The following is a 26,405-nucleotide window of genomic DNA, read 5'->3' on the forward strand; positions in this document are numbered from 1 at the left end:
TGGTCCGAGCCGTCTCGCTGGGGTGTTCCGGATCATGTCCGGAGCTGAGAGTTACCCATAGAACCTGAACCAGGTCATGCTGGCGGAGGAAGTTCGAGATGGCAAGGGCGTCTCTTCGCGTCCTCTCCATTGACTTATCCCTTCTCCCATGGCCGCAACCGTTGAAGGGATGACCAAATGGTCAAATCCACTTGCCTCGCGCTTGCGGTCCTTTTTGGATTGTCTGCCGTTTCTGCCCATGCGCAGGATGTACCCACGCTCACCATTTATACCTATGACGGCTTTGCGGCCGAATGGGGTCCCGGCCCGCAGCTTTCCGCAGCCTTCGAACCCGTCTGCGGCTGCAAGCTCAATTGGGTCGCCGCGGATTCGTCCATTGGTACGCTCCGCCGCGTGCAGCTCGAAGGCGCCACGACCGAAGCTGATCTCATCGTCGGGCTCGATACCGCCATTGCCGGCGAAGCCCGCGCCACCGGGCTCTTTGCCGATCATGGCCTGACGCTCGACAAGCTCGATCTGCCGGAAGCCTGGGCGGATGCGCAATTCGTGCCATTCGATTATTCGCACTTCGCCTTCATGTATGACACCGACCGGACCGCGACGCCGCCCAAGAGCTTTGAAGAGCTCATCGCCATGCCAGACGATTTCAAGATCGCCATCCAGGACCCGCGTTCGGCAACGCCGGGCCTTGGGCTGGTCCTCTGGATCAAGGCCGCCTATGGCGACCGCGCGCCGGAAATTTGGGCCGGTCTCAAGCCCCATATTCTGACCGTCACGCGCGAATGGAGCGAGAGCTATTCACTCTTCCTCGATGGCGAGGCCGACATGGCGCTCTCCTATACGACCTCGCCCGCCTACCACATCATCGAAGAGAACGACGACACGATCAAAGCGGCGCTGTTCGAAGAAGGGCATTATCCGCAGATCGAAGTGGCCGGGATTTTGAAATCTTCCAAGCACCAGGATCTTGCCAAGCAGTTCCTCGAATGGTTCGCTTCGCCCCAGGGCCAGAAGATCATCCCGACGACCAATTGGATGTTCCCGGTGGTCGATCTTGGGGCTGATCTGAACCCGGCCTTTGCCAGCTTGCCTCAGCCTGAAAAGACCTTGCGGTTGAGCGACGAGGATATCCTGGCGCATTCGTCCGAGTGGATCGACGAGATGCTGGCAGCGGTGCAATAATCAATGCTCTGCACAAACTTGATATGGCACCTCCCCCTTGACGGGGGAGGTTGGGAGGGGGTGCCGGCAGCCACGACGCTATCGTGGCTCACTTCCCCGTCCTCAACCCTCCCCGCAAGGGAGAGGGTGCCTTTCAGTGCGTGTGGCCACTCATGCTGACCCTCCCACACCGCCCCACCCGCATCGCCATCTCTTCAGCCCTCGCCCTCGCCATTGCCGGCCTCATCGCCGCCGTGCTCTGGGCCATCTTCTCCGCCGCCACCGACGCCAGCGGCTCCTCGCGCGTCGATATTTCCCACCTTCTGCGGATGACCGCCATCCAGGCGGGCCTCACCACCATCCTGTCGCTCTCATTCGGCATGGCCCTCGCCTGGGCGCTCAATCGCCTGCGCTTTCCGGGGCGCGATCTGGTGGTCGGGCTCTTTGCCGCCGCCATTGTCACGCCCGGCATGGTCGTCGCTTTTGGGCTCCTCTCCATCTGGGGCCGCAATGGCTGGATCAACCAGGCGAGCGAAACGCTATTCGGTTTTTCGATCGGCAATCCGGCCTTTGGGCTTTCCGGCATTCTCCTCGCCCATGTCATCCTCGACGGCGCCTTTGCCGCGCGCATTCTCCTTGCGCGGCTCGATGCCATTCCGCAAAGCAAGCTCAAGGTCGGGCAATCACTTGCCCTATCAGCGACGCAGCGGTTTCGGCTGATAGATTGGCCCGCCATGCGCACCAGCCTGCCAGGCCTCGGCGCCATCATCTTTCTCCTCGCCTTTACCAGCTTCCCGATCGTGCTGCTGCTCGGAGGCGGTCCGGCAAACCAGACCCTTGAGGTGGCCATCTATTCGGCCGTACGGCTCGATTTCGACCTTATCGGCGCTGTGCGGCTGGCCCTGACCCAGATCGGCGTTTGCGCGCTCGTCATCCTCCTTGCATCGAGCACGACGCCCGTCGTCAGCGTCCATGGCCGCTCGCTGCCGCCCACATGGGGCGATGGTTTTGGCGCACGCGTCCTGCAGGGACTGGTATTGGTTCTCGCCACCGTCGGCTTCGCCCTGCCGCTTGTCTCCGTGCTGATCGACGGGCTCGGCTCAGGCCTCCTCCGCGTGTTCGCCCAGGCGACATTCTGGTGGGCGCTGGGCACGAGTCTCGTCATCGGCAGCGCCTCCGCGGCCCTGACGCTGGTTCTGGCTCTGGCGCTGACATTGGGCCGCGCTGCCAGCGGATCGCGCGCTGCGCGAACGCTGTTGGGCACGCCGAGTTTTGCTTACCTCGCGGTGCCGGCCGTCGTGCTCTCGCTCGGCTTTTTCCTGATCGTGCGCAATCTCGGCGTGGCGCCAGCACAAGCCGCGCCCGTCGTCGTCATCATCGCCAACAGCCTTCTTGCCCTGCCCTTCGCCGTTGCGACGCTCGGCCCGCCGCTCGATGCGGTCGCGCGGTCACGCGGAAAGTTCATCCGGTCGCTGGGCCTGTCCGGCTGGCAGCAGTTCCGGCTGGTGGAATATCCGCTGCTGGGCAAGGATATCGGCCTGATGCTGGCCCTGGCATTCTGCTTCTCGCTCGGCGATCTCGGCGTCATCGCGCTGTTCGGTACGCAGGATTTCCAGACCCTGCCGCTGATGATGTTCCGCGCGCTCGGCGCCTATCGCAACAATGATGCGGCAGCTATCGCGGCAATCCTCCTCGTCGGCACCATTGTCGCCTTCATGGCTCTACCCCGCCTTTTCGAAAGACTAGCCCATGCTTCGCGCTGACTACCTCGCCTTCGCCTATGGCGCGGAGACGCAGACCTATGATTTCAGCTTTGCGGCTAAAGCGGGCGCGGTGACCGCAATCTCGGGCGCCAGCGGCTCGGGCAAGTCGACGCTGTTCGATCTTCTGGCTGGTTTCTTGAAACCGAAGAGCGGAAGCCTCCATCTCGACGGGCAAAATCTTCTGCCGCTCTCGCCGGAGACGCGCCCCATCTCGCTGCTGCTGCAATCCGACAATCTCTTCGAACATCTTTCGGCGCGTGAGAATGTCGCCCTCGGCTTGCCGCGCCATGTCGGCAAGACGGAAACGCGCGACCGCGTGGATGCCGTGCTGAAGCGGATGGGGCTTGAGAGCATTGGCAAGCAGACGGCAGCCACCCTCTCCGGCGGCCAGAAGCAACGTATCGCGCTGGCGCGAACGCTGCTACGCGACCGGCCGGTTCTTCTCCTCGACGAGCCGTTTTCCGCGCTCGACGACGACACGCGGCACGGCATTCGGGCATTGGTCGGAGAACTGACAGAAAGTGAGGACTGGCATACCATTCTCGTCAGCCACCACGAGGATGACGTCACTGCGCTGGCGCAGCGGCGTTATCGGCTGGAGAATGGCACTCTTCGCGAGGCCTAAAGAAAAAGGTCGCTGGTTTCATCCAGCGGCCTTTTCATTACTGCGCCCAGGCGGCGAACACTTCCTTGAAGAGCGAGTCCGCCTCGCTATCTTTTTCCAGCGTCAGGATGGCGTTGCGGCCCGTCCCGTAGACGATCGCCAGATCGAGCCAGCGGCGGTTTTCGAGAAGGTTGACATTGGCCGTCTCGTCATCTGGCGATGAACTTAGGGCAAAGAGGAAGCTATTGCCGACAATGCGCGCCGAGGCGCCGACCAGCGGCGTACCGGGCACAAGTTCTTCGTTCTTGAGGAGCACGCCCGGAAGGCTCGAAATCGAGCCGCCGACAAAGGTGTCGCTGACATCGAAATTGACTTCCATCAAGTGGCTGGCCGGCAGGCTGGGATCGGTATTCCGGCGGATCGTAACCGAGACATTGAGCGCACGTGCCGGGATACTCGCCTTGCCAACGAGGGTCGGCTGGCCGAGTTCATCTTCGCCCTTGGCCCAATCGACCGTACCCGAGAAGGGCACGGCGCCGGTACGGCCATCGGAAGAAGCTTCGAGCAGCAGCGACTGGCTGCCAGCAAGCACGGCCGGATCGACGCTATTCGCGGGATCGTTGGTTGCGGCGATGCTGGTATCAGCGCCCGAGAGGCGCTCTTCGGTCTTGACCTCACCGCCATTGAGCGAGGGCAAGGCGGTTTCAGTGCCATTGGGCGTAACCGCTTCGGGTGTCGGCTCCAGGCGATCTTCGGTGCCGTCGATCGACGTCGTCGGTTCGATCGTTGGGGTCGTTGCCGTATTGCCGGGGCCGGTCGTCGTCTCGTTGACGCTCGGCGCATCGAGCGTCGGCGTCGTTGCGATGGGCGTATCCGCCGTCTGAGTGACAGGCGCTGCGGCGCGGCCGAACATCTGGTCGAGGTCGACATAACCCTCGCGCCATGCCCAGAAACCGGCGCCACCGGCACCCGCGAGCAGCAAGGCAAAGACGATGAGGAAAATGGTCAGACCTGCACCCTGACGGCGCTGGCTGCCAGCCGTGTCAAAGGCACTCGGATCCGCATTGTCTTCGGTAAGGCCCGCATCGGCGAGAGCTGGAGTCTCTTCACTCGCCGTCGTTTCCGATACTTCGCCGCGCGCCTCGCGATCGAGCGTCTCGATGGCACGTTCGATGGCGCCTTCGGCTTCCTTGGCGCCGTCATCGATCTCGACTTCGCGCACGCTCGACAGCGCAGTTTCGACCGGCGGCTCGACAACGGTGATCTCGGGTTCGATGACCGGCTGGCGCGCTAAAGCGGCGCTGCCGCCGAGCGAGGGCTCGACGCGGGCAACGGCAGATGCGGTGCCACCAAATCCGACAGCAGCAGCGGCACCAATGGCCGCAGCGTCGCGGCGCGGCGTGAAATCGGGGCGCTTGAGCGGAACCGGCGCAACCGCGGGCGGCGGCACAAAATCGGGCTCATCTAATTTTGCGACGCCCGGACGTTCGACAGGGCGCAACTCAAACGGCAGCGTCGAGGACTGGACCTTGGCGCCACCTGCATCGGCAGCCTGGCTGATGATTTCCTCTATCGAGAGGGTCTCATCCATCGGGCTCTGCGTGAGCGTATCGTCATCGGCAGGTTCGTCGACCGCCTCAACAATCGGTTCCGGCTGAGGCTCCGGAACATATTCCGGCTCTGGTTCAGGTTCGGGCTCTGCTTGAACGAAAACCGGCTGCGGCGCTGGGCGCTCGACGGCTTGCGGCGGCACGAAGCTTTGTGCGGGGCGCGCTTCGGGTGCAGTTGGGCGCGGGCTGATGACCGCGACTGACTCGGGCTCGGCAGGTTGTGGCGCGGGCTGAGGGGCCGCCGCTGCCGGTTTGGGCGCAATCATGGCGTCGCGCCCAAGGCTGATGACGGCTTCGCTCGCTTCCTGCTCGACCTGACGGATGCAGTCTTCAAGCTGCAGGCGGTGCTGGGTGATTTCGCGAGCCGGCAAAGGAGGCTGGATAGACCGCAACTGCCCGACAAGGGCGGCGCGTGCCTTTTCGTAAACTGCGCGGCGCGCAGCTCCATTGTTCTCCGGCAGCGCCGAGATTGCTCGGCGCAACAGCTCCTTATAGTCCGCCATTGGCTACTGGGTACTCACAATTGCAGCGACGTCTTTTAGCAAGTTTTATCAGTCTTGGAACGGGTCAACTACCAAGATGGTATCTGCGCGTTCCGGACTAGTGGACAACAATGCGACCGGGGCCCCGATCAGCTCTTCGATATAGCGAACATATTTCACGGCCTGGGCCGGCAACTCGGCCCAGGAACGCGCGCCGGCAGTCGTTTCGGACCAGCCCTCAAGCGTCTCATAAATAGGCTTAACGCGGGCTTGTGCCCCCATTGAGGCGGGCAAATAATCAATGCGTGATCCATCAAGCTCATAGCCGACGCAGACCTTGATCTCTTTCAGACCATCGAGAACGTCGAGCTTGGTCAAAGCGATCCCGGTAATACCCGAGGTTTTAACCGTCTGGCGCACGAGGACCGCATCGAACCAGCCGCAGCGGCGCGGACGACCGGTATTGACGCCGACTTCCTTGCCAACCGTAGCGAGATGGCGGCCGATTTCATCATCGAGTTCGCAGGGGAACGGGCCTTCGCCGACGCGCGTCGTATAGGCCTTGGTGATCCCCAGGACATAGCCGATCGCCGTTGGCCCGAGGCCCGAACCGGCGGCGGCCTGACCGGCAACGGTGTTGGACGAGGTCACGAACGGATAGGTGCCGTGATCATTATCGAGGAGCGCACCCTGCGCACCTTCGAAAAGGATCCGCGCGCCTTCGCGGCGCTTGTCGTCGAGCACGCGCCAGACCTGATCCATAAAGGGCAGGATTTCGCCGGCGATGGACGTCAGCTCGTCATAGATCGTCTGTGCGTCGATCTCGGCAAGACCCATGCCGCGGCGGAGCGCATTATGGTGCGACAAGAGACGCTCGATCTTGGGCATGAGCGTATCGGGTTCGCTGAGGTCGATAAGGCGGATGGCGCGACGGCCGACCTTATCTTCGTACGCTGGGCCGATGCCACGGCGTGTGGTGCCGATCTTGAGGCCGGAATTGGCGTCTTCGCGAATACCGTCGAGCTCGCGATGGAGCGACAGGATGAGCGGCGCATTATCGGCAATACGCAGGATCTGCGGGGTAATTTCGACCCCCTGCCCGCGCAGCTTGGCCATTTCCTGGACGAAATGGTGGGGATCGACGACGACGCCATTGCCGATGACCGAGAGCTTGCCCTGGACAAGGCCCGAGGGCAGCAGCGCGAGCTTGTAGCTCACGCCATCGATCACAAGGGTATGGCCGGCATTGTGACCACCATGGAAGCGCACGACGACATCAGCGCGTTCCGAGAGCCAATCCACGATCTTGCCCTTGCCCTCGTCACCCCATTGAGAGCCGACGACAACCACATTCGCCATAGTCCAGTCTTCCTTAACTTAAGGCGTGCCAAGGCCCGGCACGACAGAAATCGGGCCGGCCAGAAAGGCTGCACCCTTACCCAAGTGGCGGACATTCGTCCTTTCGGCTGCGCCCGGTGTCGGGTTTGAATGCAGCCGAATAACTGATAAGTCCGACTGTCCTTACATCACCCAAGCGCCGATGACAAAGCCGCAGACCATCGAAAATCGCGGCATAACCGCCAGAATTCTCGATCAGCCCTATCTTTTGCTGGTTCTGGCGCCGCTTTTCTGGGGCGGCAATGTCATCGCCGCCAAGCTTGTGGTCGGCGAAATCAGCCCATTCCTGCTGCTCGCCTGCCGGTGTGTCCTGGCGACGCTGTTCATTCTCCCCTTCTCCTGGCGTCATTTGCGCGCCGATTGGGTTGAAGTGAAACGCTCGTGGCCGGTGATGATGAGCAACGGCATTATCGGCTACGCGCTCTTTAATGCACTGCTCTATGTTGGCCTGACCATGACCACGGCGGTCAATTCGGCGATCGAGCAGGCATCACTGCCCATGCTGATTCTCGGCGCCAACTTTCTGATTTTTCGCGTGCGCGCCAGATGGCTGCAGATTTTCGGCGTCCTGCTCGCAATTTTCGGCGTCATTCTGACGGCAACCCATGGCGATCCATCGCGACTTCTACGCATGGACATCAATCTCGGCGACGGTTTTGTCATCCTCGCTTGCCTCGCCTACACCGCCTATACGCTTGCTTTGCGCTTTCGCCCAAAGGTCCATGTTTTCAGTTTCATGGCCGTATCGTTTTTCGGCGCGGCAACCGCAGCGGTAGTCATGCTCGCGCTCTTTGGTGGCGGGCTCGGAACGGTGGCGACGTTGCCGCAAATGTCCCCGACTGTCTGGCTGGTCATCGCCTATGTCGCGACCTTCCCATCCATGTTCAGCCAGATCGCCTATGCCCGTGGCGTTGAACTCGTCGGCGCCAATCGCGCGGCGCCGAGCCACAATCTCATTCCGGTTTTCGGCACGCTAGGCTCGGTGATCATTTTAGGCGAGCACCTTGAGACCTATCACTTCCTCGCCGCCGCCATCATCATCACCGGCATCGTCTTGGCGGAGTGGGCGGCGCGGAAAAGCGCCGCCTAAAAGCATGCTTACGGCAGCGTATGCCCCGCCGTGCGGAACAGGCGATACCATTCCTCTCGCGTCAGTGGCACGGATGACCCCGCCGCGCATTCCGCAACGCGCGAGGGTTTGGTCGTACCAAGAACCACCTGGACATTGGCCGGGTGGCGCGTGATCCAGGCCACCGCAATGCCTGTCGGCGTTACGCCATACTTTTCCGCCAGCTCATCGAGCGCCTCGTTGAGTTCGGGAAACCCTTCCCGATCGCCAACAAAAACGCCGTCGAAGAACCCCTTCTGGAACGGCGACCAGGCCTGCAACATCATGCCTTTGAGACGCGAATAATCGAGCAGGCCATTGTCGCGGCTGATCGATTGTTCGAGCCCATTCATATTGGCCGCGACACCCTGCGCGAAGAGATTGGCATGGGTGACGCTGAGCTGGACCTGATTGAACAGCAGCGGCTGTTTTACTGCCGTCTTCAGCACCTCGATCTGGCCAGGCGTATGGTTGGAAACACCGAAATGGCGCACCTTGCCCGAGGCCGCGAGCTTGTCGAAGGCGGCAGCGACATCTTCGGGCTCGACCAGGGTGTCGGGGCGATGCAGCAGCAGCACATCGAGATAATCGGTGCGCAGCGCCGCCAGTGATTCATCGACCGTCTGCAAAATATGCTCGGACGAAAAATCGAAATAGCCTTTGCAGATGCCGACCTTAGACTGGATCAGGATCTTTTCGCGATCGGCGGCGGACATCGTGATGGCTTCGCCAAACCGCTCCTCGCAGCGATGACGCTCGCCGCCATAGATATCGGCATGATCATAAACCGTGACGCCGGCATCCATCGCCGCGCCGAACAGCGCCTGGATTTCGCTGTCGCTCATCTTGGCGATGCGCATCAGGCCAAGCACGACGCTCGACACGGTCAGATCGGTGTGGGGCACCTTGAAGGTCTTCATCAGAACCTCGAAATTTTTGGGATTGGCGCCAGAAGCCGGCGCAGGGGACGACGGAGACTAACGCGCCAAACGCCCAAAAAGAAAGCCCCGCCAGCATGCTAGCGGGGCCAATTGTCAATAATTGAGCTTGTCTTAGAAGCGAACGGCCTTGGCCTGCTTGACGCCTTCGAGCGCCGCGATCTTGGCCAATTGCTCTTCAGTCAGCGTCCCGTCGATGGAGACAAGCGCGATGGCATCGCCGCCAACGTCGGCACGGCCGAGGTTGAAATTGGCGATATTGATGCCAAGCGTGCCGAGCAGCGTGCCAAGGCGACCGATATGACCCGGCTTGTCCTCATTGGTGACATAGAGCATGGACGGGGTAAGTTCCGCTTCCATGTTGATGTCCTTGACCTGGATGACGCGCGACTTGCCATTGGCGAAAATCGTGCCGGCAACGGCGCGGGTCTGCTGTTCTGTGGTCACCGTCAGGCGCACGTAACCCTCATAAGCGCCCTGCTGGTCGCGGGTCGTGGTTTCAACCGTGATACCGCGATCCTTGGCGATCTGCGGCGCCGAAACCATGTTGATGTCCCCAAGCGACGGTTTCAGCACGCCATTGATGGCGGCCGCCACCATGGGGCGAGTATTCAGCCCAGCCGGCGTACCTTCAAACTCGATCTTGATGCCGGTGATCGCCGTTTCCGTGAGCTGGCCCGCAAAAGAGCCGAGCGCTTCAGCCAGCTTCACCCATGGCGTGATGATCGGGGCTTCTTCCGCCGAGATCGACGGGAAGTTGAGTGCGTTGGTGATTTCGCCGGTCATCAGATAGGCCGAAATCTGCTCGGCAACCTGCAGCGCCACATTCTCCTGCGCTTCCGTTGTCGACGCGCCAAGGTGCGGCGTGCAGATCACGTTGGGCAGTTCGAACAGCGGGTTGTTTTCGGCGGGCTCAACGAGGAACACGTCCAGCGCTGCGCCAGCGACATGGCCCGACTTCAAAGCCGCATAGAGCGCGTCTTCATCGATCAGACCGCCACGAGCGCAATTGATAATCCGCACGCCTTTCTTGGTCTTGGCAAGATTTTCGGCATTGAGAATGTTGCGCGTCGCGTCGATCAGCGGAGTGTGCAATGTGATGAAATCTGCGCGGGCCAGAAGATCATCCAATTCGACCTTTTCGACACCCAGCGTCTGGGCGCGTTCTGGGGTGAGAAACGGATCGAAGGCGATGACCTTCATGCGTAGGCCAATGGCGCGGTCGGCGACGATCGAACCGATATTGCCGGCGCCGATCAGGCCAAGGGTCTTGTTGGTGACTTCGACGCCCATGAAGCGGTTCTTTTCCCACTTCGAGGCGCGGGTCGAGGCGTCAGCCTCGGGCAGTTGGCGGGCCAGTGCGAACATCATGGCGATGGCATGCTCGGCCGTCGTGATCGAATTGCCGAAGGGCGTGTTCATCACGATGATGCCCTTCTTAGTCGCCGCCGGAATATCGACATTGTCGACACCGATCCCGGCGCGGCCAATGACCTTCAGATTGGTCGCGGCAGCGATGATCTTCTCGGTGACCTTCGAAGCCGAACGGATGGCGAGGCCATCATACTGGCCGATGGCCTCAAGGAATTTTTCTTTGTCCTTGCCGAGATCGGGCAAGTAGTCCACCTCGACGCCATTGTCCTTGAAGATCTGGACGGCGGTCGGGCTCAGTTTGTCGGAAACGAGAACTTTTGGCATTTGCTTGGGCTTTTCCAATTTGGATGCGGCAGCAGATCGATCAGCGCCGCGTGAATCGCGTGAATGTAGGGGTGTACCCCCGCCAGCTGGCGGGGCCAAAAATCAGGCAGCAGCCTTGAGCGCGGCCTTTTCCTCGGCAAAAGCCCAGTCGAGCCACGGCGTCAGTGCCGCGAGATCGGATGCTTCCACCGTCGAGCCAGCCCAGATACGCAGGCCAGCGGGCGCGTCCTTATAGGAGCCGAAATCATAACCCACGCCGAGCTTGTCCAGCCGCGCCACGATCGCCTTGGCAAACGCAGCCTGACCTTCATCATCAAGCGCCGTGATCTCAGGATCAACGATCGAGAGGCACACAGAAGTGTTCGACCGCTGATCGGCATTCTTGGCGAGGAAATCGACCCAATCGGTCTTTTCCACCCAGTCGGCCAACACGCCATAATTGGCATCGGCACGGGCCTGCATGGCCTGCAAACCACCAATTTGCAAACCCCACTGCATGGCATCGATCGCGTCTTCGATGCAGAGCATCGAAACGGTGTTGATCGTTTCGGCTTTGAAAATGCCCTCGATCAGCTTGCCGCCCTTGGTCATGCGGAAAATTTTCGGCAGCGGACGATCGGGCTTGAACGTTTCGAGACGTTCGACGGCGCGTGGCGAGAGAATAAGAATACCGTGCGCGGCTTCGCCACCCAGCGCCTTCTGCCAGGAGAAGGTGACGACATCGAGCTTGGCGAAATCAAGCTTCTGCGCAAAGGCCGCCGAGGTCGCGTCGCAGATGGTAAGCCCTTCGCGATCCGCCGGGATCCAGTCCGCATTCGGCACGCGCACACCCGAAGTCGTGCCGTTCCAGGTAAAGACCACGTCGCGTTTGAAATCGACCTGCGCCAAATCCGGCAGTTCGCCATAAGGCGCTTCGAGCACGCGGCAATCAGCAAGTTTGAGCTGCTTCTGCACGTCGGTCACCCAACCGGCACCAAACGATTCCCAAGCCAGCATATCGACGCCCCGAGCACCAAGCGCGCTCCAGAGGAACATCTCAACCGCGCCGGTATCGGAAGCAGGGACAATGCCGATGCGATAATCGGCCGGAACTTCAAGCAGTTCGCGCGTCAGGTCGATGGCCTGCTGAATGCGCGCCTTGGCGGGCTTGGCGCGGTGCGAACGACCGGTCAGCGCGCCAGCAAGCGCCTCAACCGTCCAGCCTGGACGCTTGGCACATGGACCCGACGAAAAATTTGGATTAGCCGGTTTTACCGCCGGTGCGGTCAGGGGCGTATCAGCCATTCTCTAGCGGCCCTCCCAGGCCTATGGTCTCGCGTTAGGGCGAGATGTCCTGAGAACCGAGATACTCCTCCGCTACCAAGGCGTCAACTGGAGTTGGTTGGCATCGGCTGTTCATAAGGCGATGGGCAAGACCGAGATTAAGCCAAGCTGCTGAGGGCGCCTGTAATTCCTTACACATGCGACTTGTGGCGCAGCCCACGAAGCGGGCGTAGACAAACACAATTGCGGTCGGTCTTCACGGCGTCACATCCGCTCACCATGATTGTGCCATGGCCGAGCATCTCACCCAAGAAAAGCTGATCGATGCGTGCGAGCACCTGCTCTCGACCGCCCAACACCCCGACGAGGTGACGGTCCGCTCGATCACCCAGCGCGCCGGCACCAATGTCAGTGCCGTCAATTATCATTTCGGAAGCCTCCAGCGCCTGGTCTTTTCGACTGCGGAGCGGGTCTATCTGCGCCTCAATGCGGAGCGTTTGAGGCTTTTGCAAGCTGCGGTGCAACGCGCCCATCCCGCCCCGGCATGGGTGGAAGACCTGATCGCCGCGCTGGTGGGGCCATCGATCCGCTGGAGCCTTGATCCCAATTCCAACTATAATGTCATGCGACACATGACGACCCTGGCGCAGGCGAGCGACCATCCGGAAATATTTCGGCCGATGATCGAGGACATCGAACATCACCTGCAGTTCATTCCGCATTTCCGCAAGATCGCTCCCTGGCTGAGCGAGGTGGATATCGGCTTCCGGATCTCCTGCCTCCTGGGCGTGCGGACGCAGATGACCCGCAACCGCCACCGCACGGTGGAATTGACCCAGCACGCGATCGATCTTGAAAACGCCGATACCGTTATCGCGCAGATCGTTGCCGCGACCGCGCCGATGTTCGTGGCGCCCATTTCAAACAGCGTTCCAATCCCGTCACGTCACTGAGACTGGAGGGCATTAGTCAGGCTCCAACCGAGGAGCTTGCGATGGCCGAGACCACCTTTATCCACCTCACCGATCTGCATGTCGGCAATCCCGCCGTCATCGACGATCATCTGTTCAGCGACACCTCGGCAACGCTCGCCCGCGTGCTCGAGATGATCGGCACCATGGATCAGACGCCGAGCTTTATCGTGGCGAGCGGCGACCTGACCAATCGCGGCGATGTCGACAGCTATCGTCAGCTCAAATCCATCATGGCGGCGACCGATCTGCCAGTGGTCTATGCGATCGGCAATCACGACACCCGGCCCGGATTTTACGAGGGCATGCTAGATCGCACCAGCGACCTCCACGCGCCCTATGACCACGATCAGATCATCGCTGGCACCCATATCATCACCCTCGACACGACGACGCCCGGACAGATCGGCGGCAGCCTGACGCCTGAGCAGTTCGCCTGGCTCGAAGGACGTTTGGACAGCCATGCCGACCTGCCGAGGCTGATCGTTGCGCATCACGCGCCTGCGCTCGGCGATGCCCCGCCATGGGATCATTGGCGCACCATCGAATTCGGTCAGAGCCAGCAGCTGGCCGCCCTTCTCAAGGGGCGCAACGTGCTCGGCATTCTGTCCGGCCATATCCATCACGATCGCTTCTCGGTCTGGCATGGCATTCCGGTGATCGTCGGCATGGGCCAGCATGCAGCCACCGATATTTTGACGACGAACGTGCTTCGCATGGTCGAAGGCGCCTCCTTCGGCATCGGCACGATCCGGTCTTCGGGGCTGACGATGGCGCTCGTCCCCCTCCCCCAAACGCGGCGTGAACTCAACCGCTACGACCTTTCCCTCCTCCGCCAGAAGCAGGAAGCGGCGCTGACCAACGCGGCAGAATAGCTTTTCCTCGAAAAGGACAACCCTCGATGCAAAAACGCACCTTCCTCAAGCTGGCGGCTTTCGCGCTCGGCGCAACGGCCATGACCGGAGCAGCCCGCGCCGAAATGGCCGGTGAAATCACCGAGCCGGTGACCATCAGCTTTTACAATTACAACCTCGCCACCGCGAGCGCCGGGGCCGATGCCACCCGCGAGATGATCGCCAAGTTCGAAGAAGAAAACCCGCTGATCAAGGTGGAAACCGTCGGCGTGCCATCGAACGAAATCATCACCCGCATCCAGGCCGACATGGCTGCAGGGATCCAGCCGGACGTTGCCCAGCTGGTGTTCCGCGACTTGATCTACCTCGCTTCGGACCTTGGCGCCCAGCCGCTCGAAGACATGGCCGGCGCCGAAGGCTATACCGAACTCGTCGATGGCCTGATCCCGCGCGGCGTCGATCTCGGCAAGATCGATGGCAAGACCTATGGTCTCGCCTACACCTTCTCGACTCCGATCCTTTACTACAATGCCGATCTCTTCCGTCAGGCTGGTCTCGACCCGGACAATCCGCCCAAGACCTGGGCCGAGGTGAAGACCGCGGCCGAAGCCATCGTCGAAAAGACCGATGCCGACGGCTTCTTCCCCGGCGCCTATGGCCCTGCCGACGGCACCTTCGTCTACCAGGCCATTCTGATGTCCAATGGCGGCAAGGTGCGCGATGGCAATACGCTGACCTTCGCCGATCCTGCCGGTATCGAGGCCGTGCAGATGCTGCGCGACATGGTCGATAGCGGTGCCCACGCCCGTCTCGATCCATCCAATCCGCAGGAAGCCTTCGCGGCCGGCCAGCTCGGCATGTATCTCTATACGAGTGCGCTGCAGAGCTCGCTGTCCAAGGCCTCCGAAGGCAATTGGGAATTGCGCGTAGCCGCCATGCCCGCCTTTGGTGACAAGCCGACGGCGCCGACCAATTCCGGTTCGGCCCTCTACGCTTTCTCGCAGGACCCGATCAAGCAGCGCGCTGCCTACGAGCTGATGAAGTTCCTGACTTCGGACTATGGCTACACCATCATTACCTCCAAGATCGGCTACCTGCCGCTCCGCCTCGACATCGTTGATGACCCGAAGTTCCTTGGTCTGTGGACGGCTGAGCATCCGCTGATCCGCCCCAATCTCGAACAGCTTTCGCGCCTGACACCAAACGTCGCCTTCCCTGGCCCCAATTACCGCCAGGCAGAATCGATGATGAAGGAAGCCGTCACTGAAGCCGTCCTTGGCACCAATGACGTCGCGCAGACCCTGACCGATGCGCAGGCCAATGCCCAGGCACTGATGCCCTAATGCGCCGTGGGAGCCGGCAAGACCGGCTCCCCTTTCATCGACAAAAACATCCAAGACAAGAGGAGGTCGCGATGCGTCATTGGCGTTTGCCCGACACACACAATATTCGCGACCTTGGCGGCTATCCGCTGGCATCAGGCGGAACCACACAATGGCGCCGAATGCTGCGGGGGGAAGCACTGCACACCCTGACCGCAGAAGGGCTTTCGGGCCTCATTGAGAGTGAACTGGCGCTCGTCATAGACCTGCGCGGGCCGCATGAAACCGGCCTTCACATCCATCCCTTTGCCGACCATGAACGTGTTGGCTATCGCAACATCGTGCTGTTCGACGCCTTGAGCCCGATCGCCTTGGCCGGACCCTCTTTTGACATGGCGCAGCGCTATTGCGACGCGCTCGACCAATGCGGTCCGCAATTCGCCGAGGTGTTTCGCGCCATAGCCGATGCAGTGCCCGGCATGGTGCTTTTTCATTGCACCGCCGGCAAGGACCGCACCGGCGTCGTCGCCGCGCTGCTGCTCGCCAATGCCGGTGTGGCCGAGGAAGATATCGTCGCCGATTATGCGTTGACCGCGTCGGCAACCGGCTTGATTGACCAACTGCGTACGCGCGCCCTGTCGACCGGCTCCGACCCGATGCAGGTCGAGCGGATGCTCGCGAGCGACGCCGCGACGATGGAGCGGTTTCTTGCAGCGCTCAATACCAAGCATGGCGGCATCAAAGCCTATCTCAGCGCCATCGGCCTATCGGCTTCGGAGGTCGACGCGGTCAGAGATCGGCTCTGCTAATGATCGCGTCAGCGCCGAATGGCGGCCCAGCACATGTCGGCAATCATGCGCCGGTCTTTGGGTGCGAGCTTGCTGCCATTCTGCCGCAGTCGCTTCAAGGCATTGCGGATGGCGCCGCGCATAAAGCTCATGATCAGGGTGGGAAGACCTTCACGCACCGCGCCGGAGGCCTGGGCGGCTTCGATCAGCCCGATGCCATGCTGGACGAAGGGACCGAAGACCGCCTTGGCATCGTCGAAACTGATCAACGGGTTGTTGTCGAGATAATCGAAGAGACGCGCGCGCTCGGCATCGTCCCAGATGAAGTCGATATAGCGTTCGATATAGCTCGCGAGGTCGGCCTCGGGAGACGTGGTGGCCTTGTCGGACAGCATCAGGCTTTCGGCCATTTCCATACTGACGCGGACATAGACACCAAGGACAAGCTCTTCCTTGTTCTTGAAATAATTGTAGAGCGAGCCCGTCGCGACACTCGCCTCTTCGGCAATGGCCGACATGGAACATTGCAGGCCATTGCGCACGATCAGCCGTGCCGCCGCCGCAAGGATCCGCTCGCGCTTATCCGGAACCACATCCATCTTCTGAATGAACCTTCATTCACATGTCATGGTCGGACGGTAGCTCTATGACCGTCGCCGCGCAAGCCCTGTGCGAAAAAAGATCGGCGAACCAGATAGTTACGGCACGCTTGCGGCCATCATGGCCCGTGCCAGAACAGGAGACTTCCGTGTCCGACACCACAACCTTCGTTCACCTCACCGATCTTCATGTCGGCAATCCAGCCGTCCAGGACGATCATCTCCATTCCGACACGACGACGACGCTGCGTCGCATCCTGGCTGACGTGAAGTCGCTGGTGCCGCAGCCCAAATTCATGGTCGTCAGCGGCGACCTGACCAATCGCGGCGATGCCGGATCCTACGAAAATCTCAAGGGCCTGATCGCCGAGGCCGGTCTCGATATGCCGATCCTCTTCGCGCTCGGCAATCACGACCGCCGCGACGGGTTCTATCCCATCATGCTCGGCCGTAGCGATAATCTCGATGCCCCATACGATCATGCTGCGGTGATCGCCGGCATTCACATCATCGTTCTCGACACCAGTGTTCCCAATAAGATCGGCGGCGCCTTCGAACCGGGCCAGCTTGATTGGCTGAAGAGCGAACTGGCCCAGCACGCGGACCTGCCCAAGTTGCTCGTCATGCACCATGCCCCTGCGCTCGACATGCACGACCCTTCGATGGAGTGGGAATCGCTCTCCTACGCCGACACCGAAGCGCTGCGCGATGCCGTGGCCGGCAAGAATGTCCTCGGCATCCTCTCGGGCCACATCCATTACGATCGCGTCGCCCATTGGTATGGGATTCCGACAGTTGTGGGCATCGGCCAGCATGCGGCAACGGACGTGCTCTGGCTGCATGAGGGCCTCCGCATGCTCGAAGGCGCAGCCTTTGCCATCGGCACGGTTCGCCCCTCGGGCCTTGCCATCACCTTCGCGCCACAGCCGGCGACGCGCCGCGAGATCGGCGGGTTCCGCTTCGCCGACATGGCCGAAATGCTCAGGAAATACGAAGCCGACACCGCGGCTGCTGCCGAATAAACCCGCGAACGAGAAAGACTCTCCCATGTTCCGCACGTCTCTTCTTGCCGGCCTCCTGGCCCTTTCCGCGGCGACGTCCGTGCTCGCCCAGACCATGGCGCCGAGCATCGACCGGCCGGTCACCATCACCTTCTACAACTACAATCTTGCCACCGCTGGTCTCGGCGCCGAAGCGACGCAAAAGCTGATCAACGAATTCATGGCGGCCAATCCCAATGTCACCGTGACCGGGATTGGCTATTCCAGCGCAGATTCGAGCCGCATCCAGGCCGACCTGGCCGCGGGTCAGCCGATCGATCTCGTCCAGACGGTCTTTTCCGATCTCGATTTCTCGGTGCACAATTTTGGCGCGCAGGCGCTCGAAGATATCGCGCCCGCCGAAGAGATCAGCGCCCATCTGGCCGGCATGCACCCCAATGGCACCAAGCTCGGCGTACTCGATGGCAAGACCTATGGGCTCGCCTATACGTTCTCGACGCCAGTGCTCTTCTACAATGCCGACCTGTTTCGTGAAGCCGGTCTCGACCCAGATGCGCCGCCGGCCACCTGGGAAGAGCTGAAGGCTGCCGCGCTCGCCATCGAAGAAAAGACCGACGCCGAAGGCTTCTCCGCCGGCATCACGGGCCCCAGCGCTGTCGACTGGCTGTTCCAGGGCATTGTCCGCTCGAACAACGGCGAAGTAATCTCGCGCGATCGCAAGACCTTGAAATTTGCCGAGCCTGAGGCTGTCGAAGCGGTCAAGATGCTGCGCGACCTCAACGACGCGGGCGTCTACGAGGTCTATGAAGGCCTTGGCGCTGTCGACGCCATGTCGTCGGGCTCGCTCGGCATGTACCTCCAGACCAGCGCCCTGCAGTCTGGCCTCGTCAAGGGCGCCGAAGGCAATTTCGAATTGCGCTCGGCGGCCATGCCCCGCTTTGGCGACAAGCCGACGCGCCCGAACAATTCCGGCTCGGCGCTGACGATCCACACCACCGACCCGCTCAAGCAGCGCGCCGCCTGGGAACTGATGAAGTTCCTCACCTCCGATCATGGCTACACTGTCATCACCTCGGAAATCGGTTACCTGCCGCTGCGCCCAGCCATCGTCACCGATCCGAACTACCTCGCTGGCTGGGTTGCCGAGCACCCGCTCGTCGCCCCCAATCTCGAACAGCTCGACCGTCTCGAGCCATGGGACCCGATGCCGGGCCCGAACTACCGCCAGATCGTCAAGACGATGATGGACGCGGTCGAAATGTCGATCTTTGGCGGTGCAGATGTCGAGGCGACCCTCGCCGATGCGCAGGCCAATGCCCAGGCTCTGATGCCCTAAAACCCGCGACCCATCGCCGAAAGGCGGTGGGTCACCCCCTGTTCTGAAAAAGGAGCGATCGATGGCCGTGGCTGCACCCGCCCTTCCCCGCCGCCGGCGCATGACCCAATCGCGCTGGGCGCCCTGGCTTTATCTGTCGCCTGCCATCATCACGCTTGTCGTGTGGATCTATTGGCCACTGGTGGACGCCGTCCGCCTCAGCTTTTTCCAGTGGAACATGCTGCCGACATCGGCGCAGACCTTTGTCGGCTGGGACAATTACGTCCGCATCTTCGCCCTGCCCAAGTTTTGGCAGGCCCTGCGCAATACCGGGGTCTATATCCTCGGCCTCTTGCCGCTGGCCGTGCTCATTCCGCTCGCGATCGCCATCTACACCCACGACCTGCCGGAGCGTTCGCGCAACATCTATCGCGCCATCATCTTCGTGCCGATGATCATCGCGCCTGTCGTCGGCGCCGCCGTCTGGCGCTGGTTGCTTGATCCCGGCTACGGCCTCGTCAATCAGGCGCTCAAGGGTCTCGGCCTTAACCCGGTGAAATTCCTGTCCGATCCGAACATCGCCATCTGGACCGTGATCATGATCACCGGCTGGAAGTTGATGGGTTTTTCAACGCTCATCCTTTCGGCCGCCAATGCCAATATCAATCCATCGCTGATCGAGGCGGCGCGCATGGATGGCGCAAGCAAGTGGGAAGTCGTCCGCGACATTCGCCTGCCGCTGTTGAGCTCGACCGTGTTGTTTCTCGTCGTCATGACCATCCTGCTCGGGGCACAGTGGAGTTTCACCTATATCAACGTGTTGACTGGCGGCGGCCCGCTCGGCTCCACCTCCAACATCTACTACCTTCTTTGGGATTTCGGCTTCTCCACCATGTCGGTTGGTTGGGGCTCGGCCTCTGCCGTCATCCTCTTCCTCGGCTTTGGCGCGGTGGCCTTTGTGCTCTTCCGTTTGATCGACAGGTATTCCTTCCATGACAACTGAAGCTTTGCGCGCGCCGCGGATTGCGAGCCGGCCGCTCCGTCGCATTTCGGAAAAATCTGGGCTCGATACGGCGGCCGGTCACGTGCTGATGGTCCTGCTGTCGATCTTTTGCCTCTTCCCGGTCTATTGGATGCTGGCCAGCTCGCTCCGGCCCGCCAATGCCATGTTCGAGACAAGCCTTGTCCCGACCAGCATGTCGCTCGACAATTACACCCAGGCCATCGACGCCATCCCAATCGCCCGTATGTTGATCAACACGCTGATCTTTTCGGTTCTCTCGACCGTCTTCCAGCTTCTGACCGGGATTCTTGCCGCCTTTGCCTTTGCGCGCTGGAAATTCCGCTTCGACAAGCTGGTCTACACCGCCATCGCCCTCACCTGGCTCGTGCCCTTCCAGGTGGTGATGATCCCCAACTATCTCCTCATCGCGCAGATGGGACTGCTCGATAGTGTTGCAGCCCTGATCCTGCCCAATCTCGCGGCCGCTCTAGCCATCCTGCTGCTCGCCCAGGCGATGCGCGGCTTTCCGAGGGAAGTGATCGAGGCCGCCCGCATGGATGGAGCCCGCAATTGGCGGATCCTCTGGGAAGTGCTGGTCCCGAATCTCCGTGGCACCATCGCCTCGCTCGCCATCCTCATCTTCATCTCGAGTTGGAACGAGTACTTCTGGCCCCTGCTCCTCAGCCGAACGGCAGAAAATTCGGTCATCCAGATCGGCATCCAGATGTTCATGACCGCCGAAGGCAATCAGTGGGGACCGCTCATGGCCGCCTCCACCCTCGCGAGCCTCCCCGTCCTTCTGATCTACATCGTCCTGCAGCGTCAGGTCGTCCAATCCTTCATGAAATCCGGTATTCGCTGATGCACCAGACCCGACACCTGCCCATTCCCGGCACGCACAATGTTCGCGATCTCGGCGGCTATGCCACTGCCGCCGGTTCGACCCGTTTCCGCCGCATCCTCCGCGCCGATGCCCTGCACAAGCTCGATGAAACCGGCATCGGCAATCTGGTCGATACGGGCGTGAAGACAGTCATAGACCTTCGTCACACCGATGAACTGGCGCACCAACCGAACCCTTTTGCGACCCACGACACCGTCGCCTATCACAACGTCTCGCTGCTCGATGGGCTCGCGCCCGATCTGATGAGCGAAGGCGATCTGCTGCTCGAACTCTACCGGTTGACGCTGCAATCGCGGCAAGCTGCCATCGCCGAAATCCTCACCCTCATCGCCGCAGCGCCCGAAGGCGTCGTCTTGTTTCATTGCACCGCCGGCAAGGATCGCACCGGCATCATCGCAGCCCTGCTGCTGGGGCTGGTGGGCGTAGAACCCGATGACATCGTCGCGGATTATGCGCAGACTGCGGACCTGATCGCGCCCATCATCGCCGAAATTACCGCAGGCGCAGTTGCCCGTGGCGCCGACCCTGACAGCTTCAGGCGCCTCTTGGCCTCCGAGCCCGAAACTATGGCGGCAACTCTTGCCTTTATCGATGCCGAATATGGCTCGGTGGAACGCTATCTCGAACTGATCGGCCTTGAGGCAACGACGATAGAGCGCCTTCGCCAACGCCTTCTGGGAGACAACTGATGGCTGATCTCAAAATTACCAATGTGAAGAAGGCCTATGATGGCAAGCCCGTGTTGCATGGCGTCGACATCTCCATTCCTGATGGACATTTCGCCGTCATCGTCGGCCCTTCGGGCTGTGGCAAATCCACCCTTTTGCGCATGATTGCGGGGCTTGAAGATATCACGTCGGGCGAAATCACCATTGGCGGCGTGGTCATGAACGATATCGAGCCGTCCGATCGCGGCTGCGCCATGGTGTTCCAGAACTACGCGCTTTATCCGCACATGTCGGTGCGGCAGAACATTGCTTACCCACTGCGTCTCGCCGGTTTGCCGGTCGCGGAGCGCAACATTCGCGTCGAACAGGCCGCCAAGATCCTCAACCTCACGGACTATCTCGACCGCCGGCCGGCCCAGCTCTCTGGTGGCCAGCGCCAGCGCGTCGCCATGGGCCGCGCCATCGTGCGTGAGCCGGACGTTTTCCTGTTCGACGAACCGCTATCCAACCTCGACGCGCTCCTCCGTGTGCAGATGCGCATCGAGATCAAGAAACTGCACAAACGGCTCAATGCGACCTCGATCTTTGTGACCCATGATCAGGTGGAGGCCATGACCCTTGCCGATACGCTGATCGTCATGAACGGCGGGCGGGTCGAGCAGATCGGCTCGCCAACCGAAATCTATCGCCAGCCGGCATCGGCCTTCGTCGCCGGGTTTATGGGCTCGCCGGCGATGAACCTCTTGCCCGCGACGGTCGGCGCCGGTGGGCAAATCCTGATGGACGCACCAGCAACTACGCATGTCCTCGCCCGCAGCACCTTGCCCGAGGGATCGCCCGTGACCCTCGGCATTCGCCCTGAAAATGTCGGGCTGATAAAGTCGCCAGGCGCCGGCCTCCCAGCCACCGTGGACCTTGTCGAAGAACTCGGCGGATCTCGCGTTGCCTATTGCAATGTCGCCGGCCACGAAATGTCGGTCGTCTTGCCCGCCAGCGATGATCCGCTCGAAGGAAAGCACGTGTGGCTAACGTTGCCAAACCAGGACTTGCATCTTTTTGATCGCATTTCCGGACGGCGGCTGTACGCGAAAATGACCTCCCACTCCAATTCAGCCACGCTGGAAGCAGAGACGGTCAGTTAGGCCATAGGCACAAGCTTCACTTGATCAAGCGCTGCGATTGCCTAGGCCGAGGTGCTGGAGTGCACTGCACCTTGCCCTTGGCCGCGCTTGGTGACCTGCACCAAAGCTGTCACTCCGGTCCGAAAAACAGCCAAAGCGTAATCCCTGGCGCGAACCGTCGAACGTTGTGAGCGCCTTGAAAATGTGCTCACTCAACCGATCCCAACTCTCAGCACAAGCTCGGCTTCTTGCGATAACGGTTTCGACTTTCGAGCGCAGCGCCAAGGATATTCCTTGACGGAAGCCATGCATTCCCAAACAAGCGACCACTGCTTCAATCTGGACCACAGTCATGACCACAGATGCTGCGCATAGGGTCGTCTCCAATACCGCTTTCCTGGCCGGAGGTGGTGCGCTTGGCGAACTCATCCGCAGTTACGATTGGGCGTCGACGCCTTTGGGCGTTCCGTCGACCTGGCCGGGAAGCCTCCGGACCCTCGTCCAGGTAATGCTCACGTCGCAGCAACCCATGTTCATCGCCTGGGGACCCGAACGAACCATGCTCTATAATGACGGTTATGCGCCGATGTGCACCAACCGTCATCCATGGGCCTTGGGCAAGCCGTTTGCAGAGGTTTGGTCGGACATCATCCAGGATGTTGGCCCGATCATGGATGCGGCCTATGCCGGCACCCCAACCTATATGGACGATATCGAATTCCAGATGACGCGAAACGGTCGACCGACCGAGACGCACTTCTCGTTCGGCTATACGCCTGTTCATGATGAGACCGATCAGGTCGCGGGCATGTTCTGCACCGCTCTTGAAATCACCTCTGAAGTGATTGCGGGCCGCCATCGGCGGCAGGAGCTCGACCGCCTCCGGACGCTGTTGGAACAAGCGCCGAGCTTCATGGCCGTGCTCACCGGGCCGGAGCACCGCTTCGAAATCACCAATGCTGCCTATAGACAGCTCATTGGACATCGCGACATCATCGGAAAAACCGTGCGCGAAGCTCTGCCCGATATTGAGGGCCAGGGCTTTTATGAGCTGCTGGACAAGGTGTTTACGACAGGCGAAATCTTCGTCGGGCGCGGCATGAAGATCGAACTTCAGCACACGCCAGGCGGGCCCGTCGAGAATGGCTATCTCAATTTCATATATCAGCCGATGTATGATGAGGCCGGAGAGATCAGCGGCATCTTCGTTGAAGGTGGAGACGTCACGGATCTCAAGAAGGCGGAACTGGCGCTGATGGAGTCGATCGCGACTCAGGAAGTCCTCGCCGGCGAATTGCAGCATCGCATCAAGAACAGCCTCGCCATGGTCGCCGCGATCGCCGCGCAGACCCTGCGTGGAGAAGACATTGCTGATCGACGGCTGCTCTTTAATTCACGTCTGAGCGCCTTGGCGACTGCCCATGACATTCTCACCAACAGCACATGGACGACGGCTTCGTTGCGTGAAGTCGTAGACGGCGCCCTCCTCCCCCATTTGCCCAGCGAGAACCGCGTCAGCGTCCAAGGCCGGGATATCGACCTTAATCCCAAGCAGGCCCTGTCGATGGCTCTCGCGATCCACGAGCTTGCCACGAATGCGGCAAAATACGGGGCGCTCTCTGCCCCCTATGGCAGTGTTTCTATTTCCTGGGACTTTTCCGGTTTGGCCGACGAGCGCAAGTTCGTTTTCACCTGGGCCGAGAGCGGCGGGCCGCAGGTCAGCGAACCGAGCCGAACAGGATTTGGCTCAAGATTAATCACAAAGGTGTTGGCGTCCGATTTCGGCGGTCAAGTTGGCATCGATTACGCCCCGCAAGGCGTTCGATGTGTCTTGGAAACCGATGCGGCTAGCGTCACCGCGTCTAAAACACCCAGCAAAAAAGGCTGAGTCATATGGCGCACTCAAAGCTCACAGTCCTCGTGGTTGAGGATGAATCGCTGGTCAGAATGGCCATCGTCGACCGCCTTGAGAATGAAGGTTTCCTGGTGCTCGAAGCCGCCAATGCTGACGAGGCACTCGCGATCCTTGCAAAAAACCTCGATATCAGGCTGGTCTTTACTGATGTCGACATGCCCGGCAGCATGGATGGCTTGAAGCTTGCGGCCGCCGTTCGCGACAGATGGCCCCCCATCAAGATCGTCGTCACATCGGGCTATAAGCATGTCCGGCGCGACCAGATCCCCGCAGAAGCCGAGTTTGTCCCAAAACCCTACGATCCCGACAATCTCATCAGCGCCCTCCGCCGTATGATCCAGTAGGACAACTCGGAACGCTCTGAGACGACAACGCCCCACTAATTGACGTGACGCAAAAATTGGCCCCTGGGCTCGATGAGCTCAAGGGCCAGGGCGTCATTACAATTCGTCCAAATACTCTAGGCCAGGAATGGCGTCGCCGCCGCCAGCACGGCTTTCTTGCTGAGCGGCTTGTCGAATGCGCCATCCCAACCGAATTCGAGGCCAATGCGCCGAACTTCGGAAGCGTGACGGGCTTCGACCGAATGAATCTGCAAGGCAACCGTAAGCACTTCCTTCGAGCCGATCAGATTGCCCGCCTGCCCTTTATAAGCGGCCACGCCGAGATCTTCGAAGGTCTGGCTAAGGGTAAGGAACGTGTCGAAGTTTTCCCAAACGTCGGCATATTTGCCGCCGGCGGTAAAATCGACGCCCGGGGCTTTGACCGCAGCCGAGCCCAACACGCCCTTCAAGAGCTTCACGTGGGCATTTTCGTGCTGACCGATGGTGCGGAAGACCGCGCGGTATTGCGATGGAATAATGCCCGACTTGTTCCCTTGCTCGTAGAAGGCTGCTTCCAGATATTCGAGCGTCAGCGCGAAATTGAGCGTATCGGTGATCTGTTGCGGCAGGCTCTGGCCAAATGCCTGGTTGGACGCGAGCGCCAGCACGAGTGGAGCACTCGTCATGATCCCGGCCGCTTTGGCGTAGCGGGCGAAAACGTCACGACGGCTGCTGACGATCGTATCTGCCAGCTCAGGCTCGATGGCGCCGAGAATGGTGTTATCATTGCTCATGATCGAATTCCTTATGGCAGAGTTGCAGCGGTGACTTCGGTCACAATGAAGGGGGCAGCGTTGGGCAGAACCATCGATGGCAGCAAGGCCTTATCGAGCCCCTTGTGGTCGACATTGCCTCGACCAGCGGCCTCGGCGCTGAACGGTCTCAGGAGGTCGGCAATAGCGGCTGCGTGGCGCGCTTCGACCGATACGATGGAACCGGCGGCTACAAGATAATCCGGCGTGGAGATGAGCTGGCCCGCGCCGTTATAGGCCGCGACACCCAGGTTCTCGAAAACATCTGCCGTTCCAAGCACGCTGGCACGGCTTGAGAAATCGACGGCCGAGAAATCGACTTCAAGCGCTGGAATGGCGTTGGAGCCGAGTGCGCGCTTGAGGAAATCGCGATGCGCGATTTCGTGGTCGCGAATTTGCTGAAGGATGCGCTGGTCGTTGACCTGCATATTGCCGAACGGGTTTTCGAGCGCCTGAGTGTAGAAGGCGGCCTCGAGCTGTTCGAGCGCATAGGCATAGTTGAGAACGCCGATGTCGCCATCGCCCAATTCGGCGGCCAGTGCAGCACTGATACCGAAATTGGGCAACACGGCACTCGCGATCGCCACCGTTGTGCCCGCCCCTGCCCACTTGAGCAGATGGCGCCTTGAAAGGCTGGTCTTGCTTTGCATGATTCAATCTCCGGGTGAATTCCGAAGAAGCAACGGCAAGCCCGCCAGCCCCGGTTTCTGAAAAATGCGACAAAGATGCGCGATTTATCGAGAAACTTTTTTGGCTGCGGCGAGTATGCGCGCGAGACCACATC

At 60.7% G+C, this 26,405-nt stretch carries 24 protein-coding genes and 1 riboswitch; of the genes, 16 read left to right on the forward strand and 8 right to left on the reverse strand.

The window, feature by feature from the left end; all coding sequences use genetic code 11:
- Positions 1–8 precede the first annotated feature (8 nt).
- Positions 9–110: riboswitch (TPP riboswitch) on the forward strand.
- A 67-nt stretch (positions 111–177) separates the two neighbouring features.
- The 3 genes from thiB (at position 178) to ASE94_RS07825 (ending at position 3,549) form a co-directional block, all read left to right on the forward strand.
- Positions 178–1,182: a thiamine ABC transporter substrate binding subunit gene (thiB, locus tag ASE94_RS07815; protein WP_062629894.1), complete on the forward strand. Its 1,005-nt coding sequence runs from the start codon at positions 178–180 to the stop codon at positions 1,180–1,182.
- Positions 1,183–1,334: 152 nt separating this feature from the next.
- Positions 1,335–2,924, forward strand: a complete 1,590-nt coding sequence (locus ASE94_RS07820; RefSeq protein ID WP_062629895.1) for a hypothetical protein — start codon at positions 1,335–1,337, stop codon at positions 2,922–2,924.
- Positions 2,911–3,549 carry an ATP-binding cassette domain-containing protein gene (locus ASE94_RS07825; protein ID WP_062629896.1) on the forward strand — a complete coding sequence of 213 codons (639 nt, stop codon included), beginning with the start codon at positions 2,911–2,913 and terminating at the stop codon, positions 3,547–3,549. Before ASE94_RS07820 ends, ASE94_RS07825 begins: the two co-directional genes overlap by 14 nt.
- 37 nt (positions 3,550–3,586) lie before the next feature.
- Here the strand turns inward: ASE94_RS07825 and ASE94_RS07830 are convergent, their stop codons facing one another.
- Entirely contained in the window at positions 3,587–5,641 is a 2,055-nt protein-coding gene (locus ASE94_RS07830; protein ID WP_062629897.1) for a hypothetical protein, read from the reverse strand.
- A 48-nt stretch (positions 5,642–5,689) separates the two neighbouring features.
- Positions 5,690–6,979, reverse strand: a complete 1,290-nt coding sequence (locus ASE94_RS07835; protein WP_062629898.1) for an adenylosuccinate synthase — start codon at positions 6,977–6,979, stop codon at positions 5,690–5,692.
- Between the two features lie 181 nt (positions 6,980–7,160).
- Between ASE94_RS07835 and ASE94_RS07840 the strand changes: the two genes are divergently transcribed.
- Positions 7,161–8,108, forward strand: a complete 948-nt coding sequence (locus tag ASE94_RS07840) for a DMT family transporter (RefSeq protein ID WP_062629899.1) — start codon at positions 7,161–7,163, stop codon at positions 8,106–8,108.
- 8 nt (positions 8,109–8,116) lie between these two features.
- On the opposite strand, the gene ASE94_RS07845 is transcribed toward ASE94_RS07840, so the two are convergent.
- The 3 genes from ASE94_RS07845 to ASE94_RS07855 form a co-directional block, all read right to left on the reverse strand.
- Positions 8,117–9,046, reverse strand: coding sequence for an aldo/keto reductase (locus tag ASE94_RS07845; RefSeq protein ID WP_062629900.1), 930 nt, complete (start codon positions 9,044–9,046; stop codon positions 8,117–8,119).
- A gap of 132 nt (positions 9,047–9,178) precedes the next feature.
- On the reverse strand, positions 9,179–10,762 hold the full coding sequence (gene serA, locus ASE94_RS07850) for a phosphoglycerate dehydrogenase (protein WP_061909183.1): 1,584 nt from the start codon (positions 10,760–10,762) through the stop codon (positions 9,179–9,181).
- 102 nt (positions 10,763–10,864) lie between these two features.
- Positions 10,865–12,046 carry a phosphoserine transaminase gene (locus ASE94_RS07855; RefSeq protein WP_062629901.1) on the reverse strand — a complete coding sequence of 394 codons (1,182 nt, stop codon included), beginning with the start codon at positions 12,044–12,046 and terminating at the stop codon, positions 10,865–10,867.
- Positions 12,047–12,315: 269 nt separating this feature from the next.
- Between ASE94_RS07855 and ASE94_RS07860 the strand changes: the two genes are divergently transcribed.
- The 4 genes from ASE94_RS07860 to ASE94_RS07875 all read left to right on the forward strand — a co-directional run bounded on the left by ASE94_RS07860 (position 12,316) and on the right by ASE94_RS07875 (position 15,981).
- Positions 12,316–12,978: a TetR/AcrR family transcriptional regulator gene (locus ASE94_RS07860; protein WP_062629902.1), complete on the forward strand. Its 663-nt coding sequence runs from the start codon at positions 12,316–12,318 to the stop codon at positions 12,976–12,978.
- 41 nt (positions 12,979–13,019) lie between these two features.
- Complete coding sequence (locus tag ASE94_RS07865) at positions 13,020–13,871, forward strand: metallophosphoesterase (protein ID WP_062629903.1); 852 nt, start codon at positions 13,020–13,022, stop codon at positions 13,869–13,871.
- Between the two features lie 26 nt (positions 13,872–13,897).
- The gene (locus ASE94_RS07870; protein ID WP_062629904.1) at positions 13,898–15,193 is read left to right on the forward strand and encodes an ABC transporter substrate-binding protein; all 1,296 of its coding nucleotides are present in this window, start codon (positions 13,898–13,900) and stop codon (positions 15,191–15,193) included.
- Between the two features lie 71 nt (positions 15,194–15,264).
- Positions 15,265–15,981, forward strand: a complete 717-nt coding sequence (locus ASE94_RS07875) for a tyrosine-protein phosphatase (protein WP_062629905.1) — start codon at positions 15,265–15,267, stop codon at positions 15,979–15,981.
- Between the two features lie 8 nt (positions 15,982–15,989).
- Here ASE94_RS07875 and ASE94_RS07880 read toward each other — a convergent pair whose 3' ends face one another.
- Complete coding sequence (locus tag ASE94_RS07880; protein WP_162236060.1) at positions 15,990–16,553, reverse strand: TetR/AcrR family transcriptional regulator; 564 nt, start codon at positions 16,551–16,553, stop codon at positions 15,990–15,992.
- Between the two features lie 155 nt (positions 16,554–16,708).
- Here ASE94_RS07880 and ASE94_RS07885 point away from each other — a divergent pair, with 155 nt between their 5' ends.
- The 8 genes from ASE94_RS07885 (at position 16,709) to ASE94_RS07920 (ending at position 24,830) form a co-directional block, all read left to right on the forward strand.
- Positions 16,709–17,581: a metallophosphoesterase gene (locus ASE94_RS07885; protein ID WP_062629907.1), complete on the forward strand. Its 873-nt coding sequence runs from the start codon at positions 16,709–16,711 to the stop codon at positions 17,579–17,581.
- Positions 17,582–17,606: 25 nt separating this feature from the next.
- Positions 17,607–18,896: an ABC transporter substrate-binding protein gene (locus ASE94_RS07890; protein WP_062629908.1), complete on the forward strand. Its 1,290-nt coding sequence runs from the start codon at positions 17,607–17,609 to the stop codon at positions 18,894–18,896.
- A 61-nt stretch (positions 18,897–18,957) separates the two neighbouring features.
- On the forward strand, positions 18,958–19,878 hold the full coding sequence (locus ASE94_RS07895; protein ID WP_062629909.1) for a sugar ABC transporter permease: 921 nt from the start codon (positions 18,958–18,960) through the stop codon (positions 19,876–19,878).
- The gene (locus ASE94_RS07900) at positions 19,868–20,740 is read left to right on the forward strand and encodes a carbohydrate ABC transporter permease (RefSeq protein WP_062629910.1); all 873 of its coding nucleotides are present in this window, start codon (positions 19,868–19,870) and stop codon (positions 20,738–20,740) included. The genes ASE94_RS07895 and ASE94_RS07900 overlap by 11 nt, the downstream gene beginning before the upstream one ends.
- Positions 20,740–21,471 carry a tyrosine-protein phosphatase gene (locus ASE94_RS07905; RefSeq protein WP_062629911.1) on the forward strand — a complete coding sequence of 244 codons (732 nt, stop codon included), beginning with the start codon at positions 20,740–20,742 and terminating at the stop codon, positions 21,469–21,471. Before ASE94_RS07900 ends, ASE94_RS07905 begins: the two co-directional genes overlap by 1 nt.
- Complete coding sequence (ugpC, locus tag ASE94_RS07910) at positions 21,471–22,592, forward strand: sn-glycerol-3-phosphate ABC transporter ATP-binding protein UgpC (RefSeq protein ID WP_062629912.1); 1,122 nt, start codon at positions 21,471–21,473, stop codon at positions 22,590–22,592. Before ASE94_RS07905 ends, ugpC begins: the two co-directional genes overlap by 1 nt.
- A 331-nt stretch (positions 22,593–22,923) precedes the next feature.
- Entirely contained in the window at positions 22,924–24,459 is a 1,536-nt protein-coding gene (locus ASE94_RS07915) for an HWE histidine kinase domain-containing protein (RefSeq protein ID WP_062629913.1), read from the forward strand.
- A gap of 5 nt (positions 24,460–24,464) precedes the next feature.
- Positions 24,465–24,830 (forward strand): response regulator, encoded by a 366-nt coding sequence (locus ASE94_RS07920; protein ID WP_061909215.1) that lies wholly within the window; start codon positions 24,465–24,467, stop codon positions 24,828–24,830.
- Positions 24,831–24,946: 116 nt separating this feature from the next.
- Here ASE94_RS07920 and ASE94_RS07925 read toward each other — a convergent pair whose 3' ends face one another.
- Both ASE94_RS07925 and ASE94_RS07930 read right to left on the reverse strand, forming a co-directional pair.
- Positions 24,947–25,603 (reverse strand): ferritin-like domain-containing protein, encoded by a 657-nt coding sequence (locus tag ASE94_RS07925; RefSeq protein WP_062629914.1) that lies wholly within the window; start codon positions 25,601–25,603, stop codon positions 24,947–24,949.
- Between the two features lie 11 nt (positions 25,604–25,614).
- Positions 25,615–26,271 carry a ferritin-like domain-containing protein gene (locus ASE94_RS07930; RefSeq protein WP_082461059.1) on the reverse strand — a complete coding sequence of 219 codons (657 nt, stop codon included), beginning with the start codon at positions 26,269–26,271 and terminating at the stop codon, positions 25,615–25,617.
- Positions 26,272–26,405 lie beyond the last annotated feature (134 nt).

The sequence above is a fragment of the Devosia sp. Leaf64 genome, assembly GCF_001421945.1.
GTDB lineage: Bacteria > Pseudomonadota > Alphaproteobacteria > Rhizobiales > Devosiaceae > Devosia.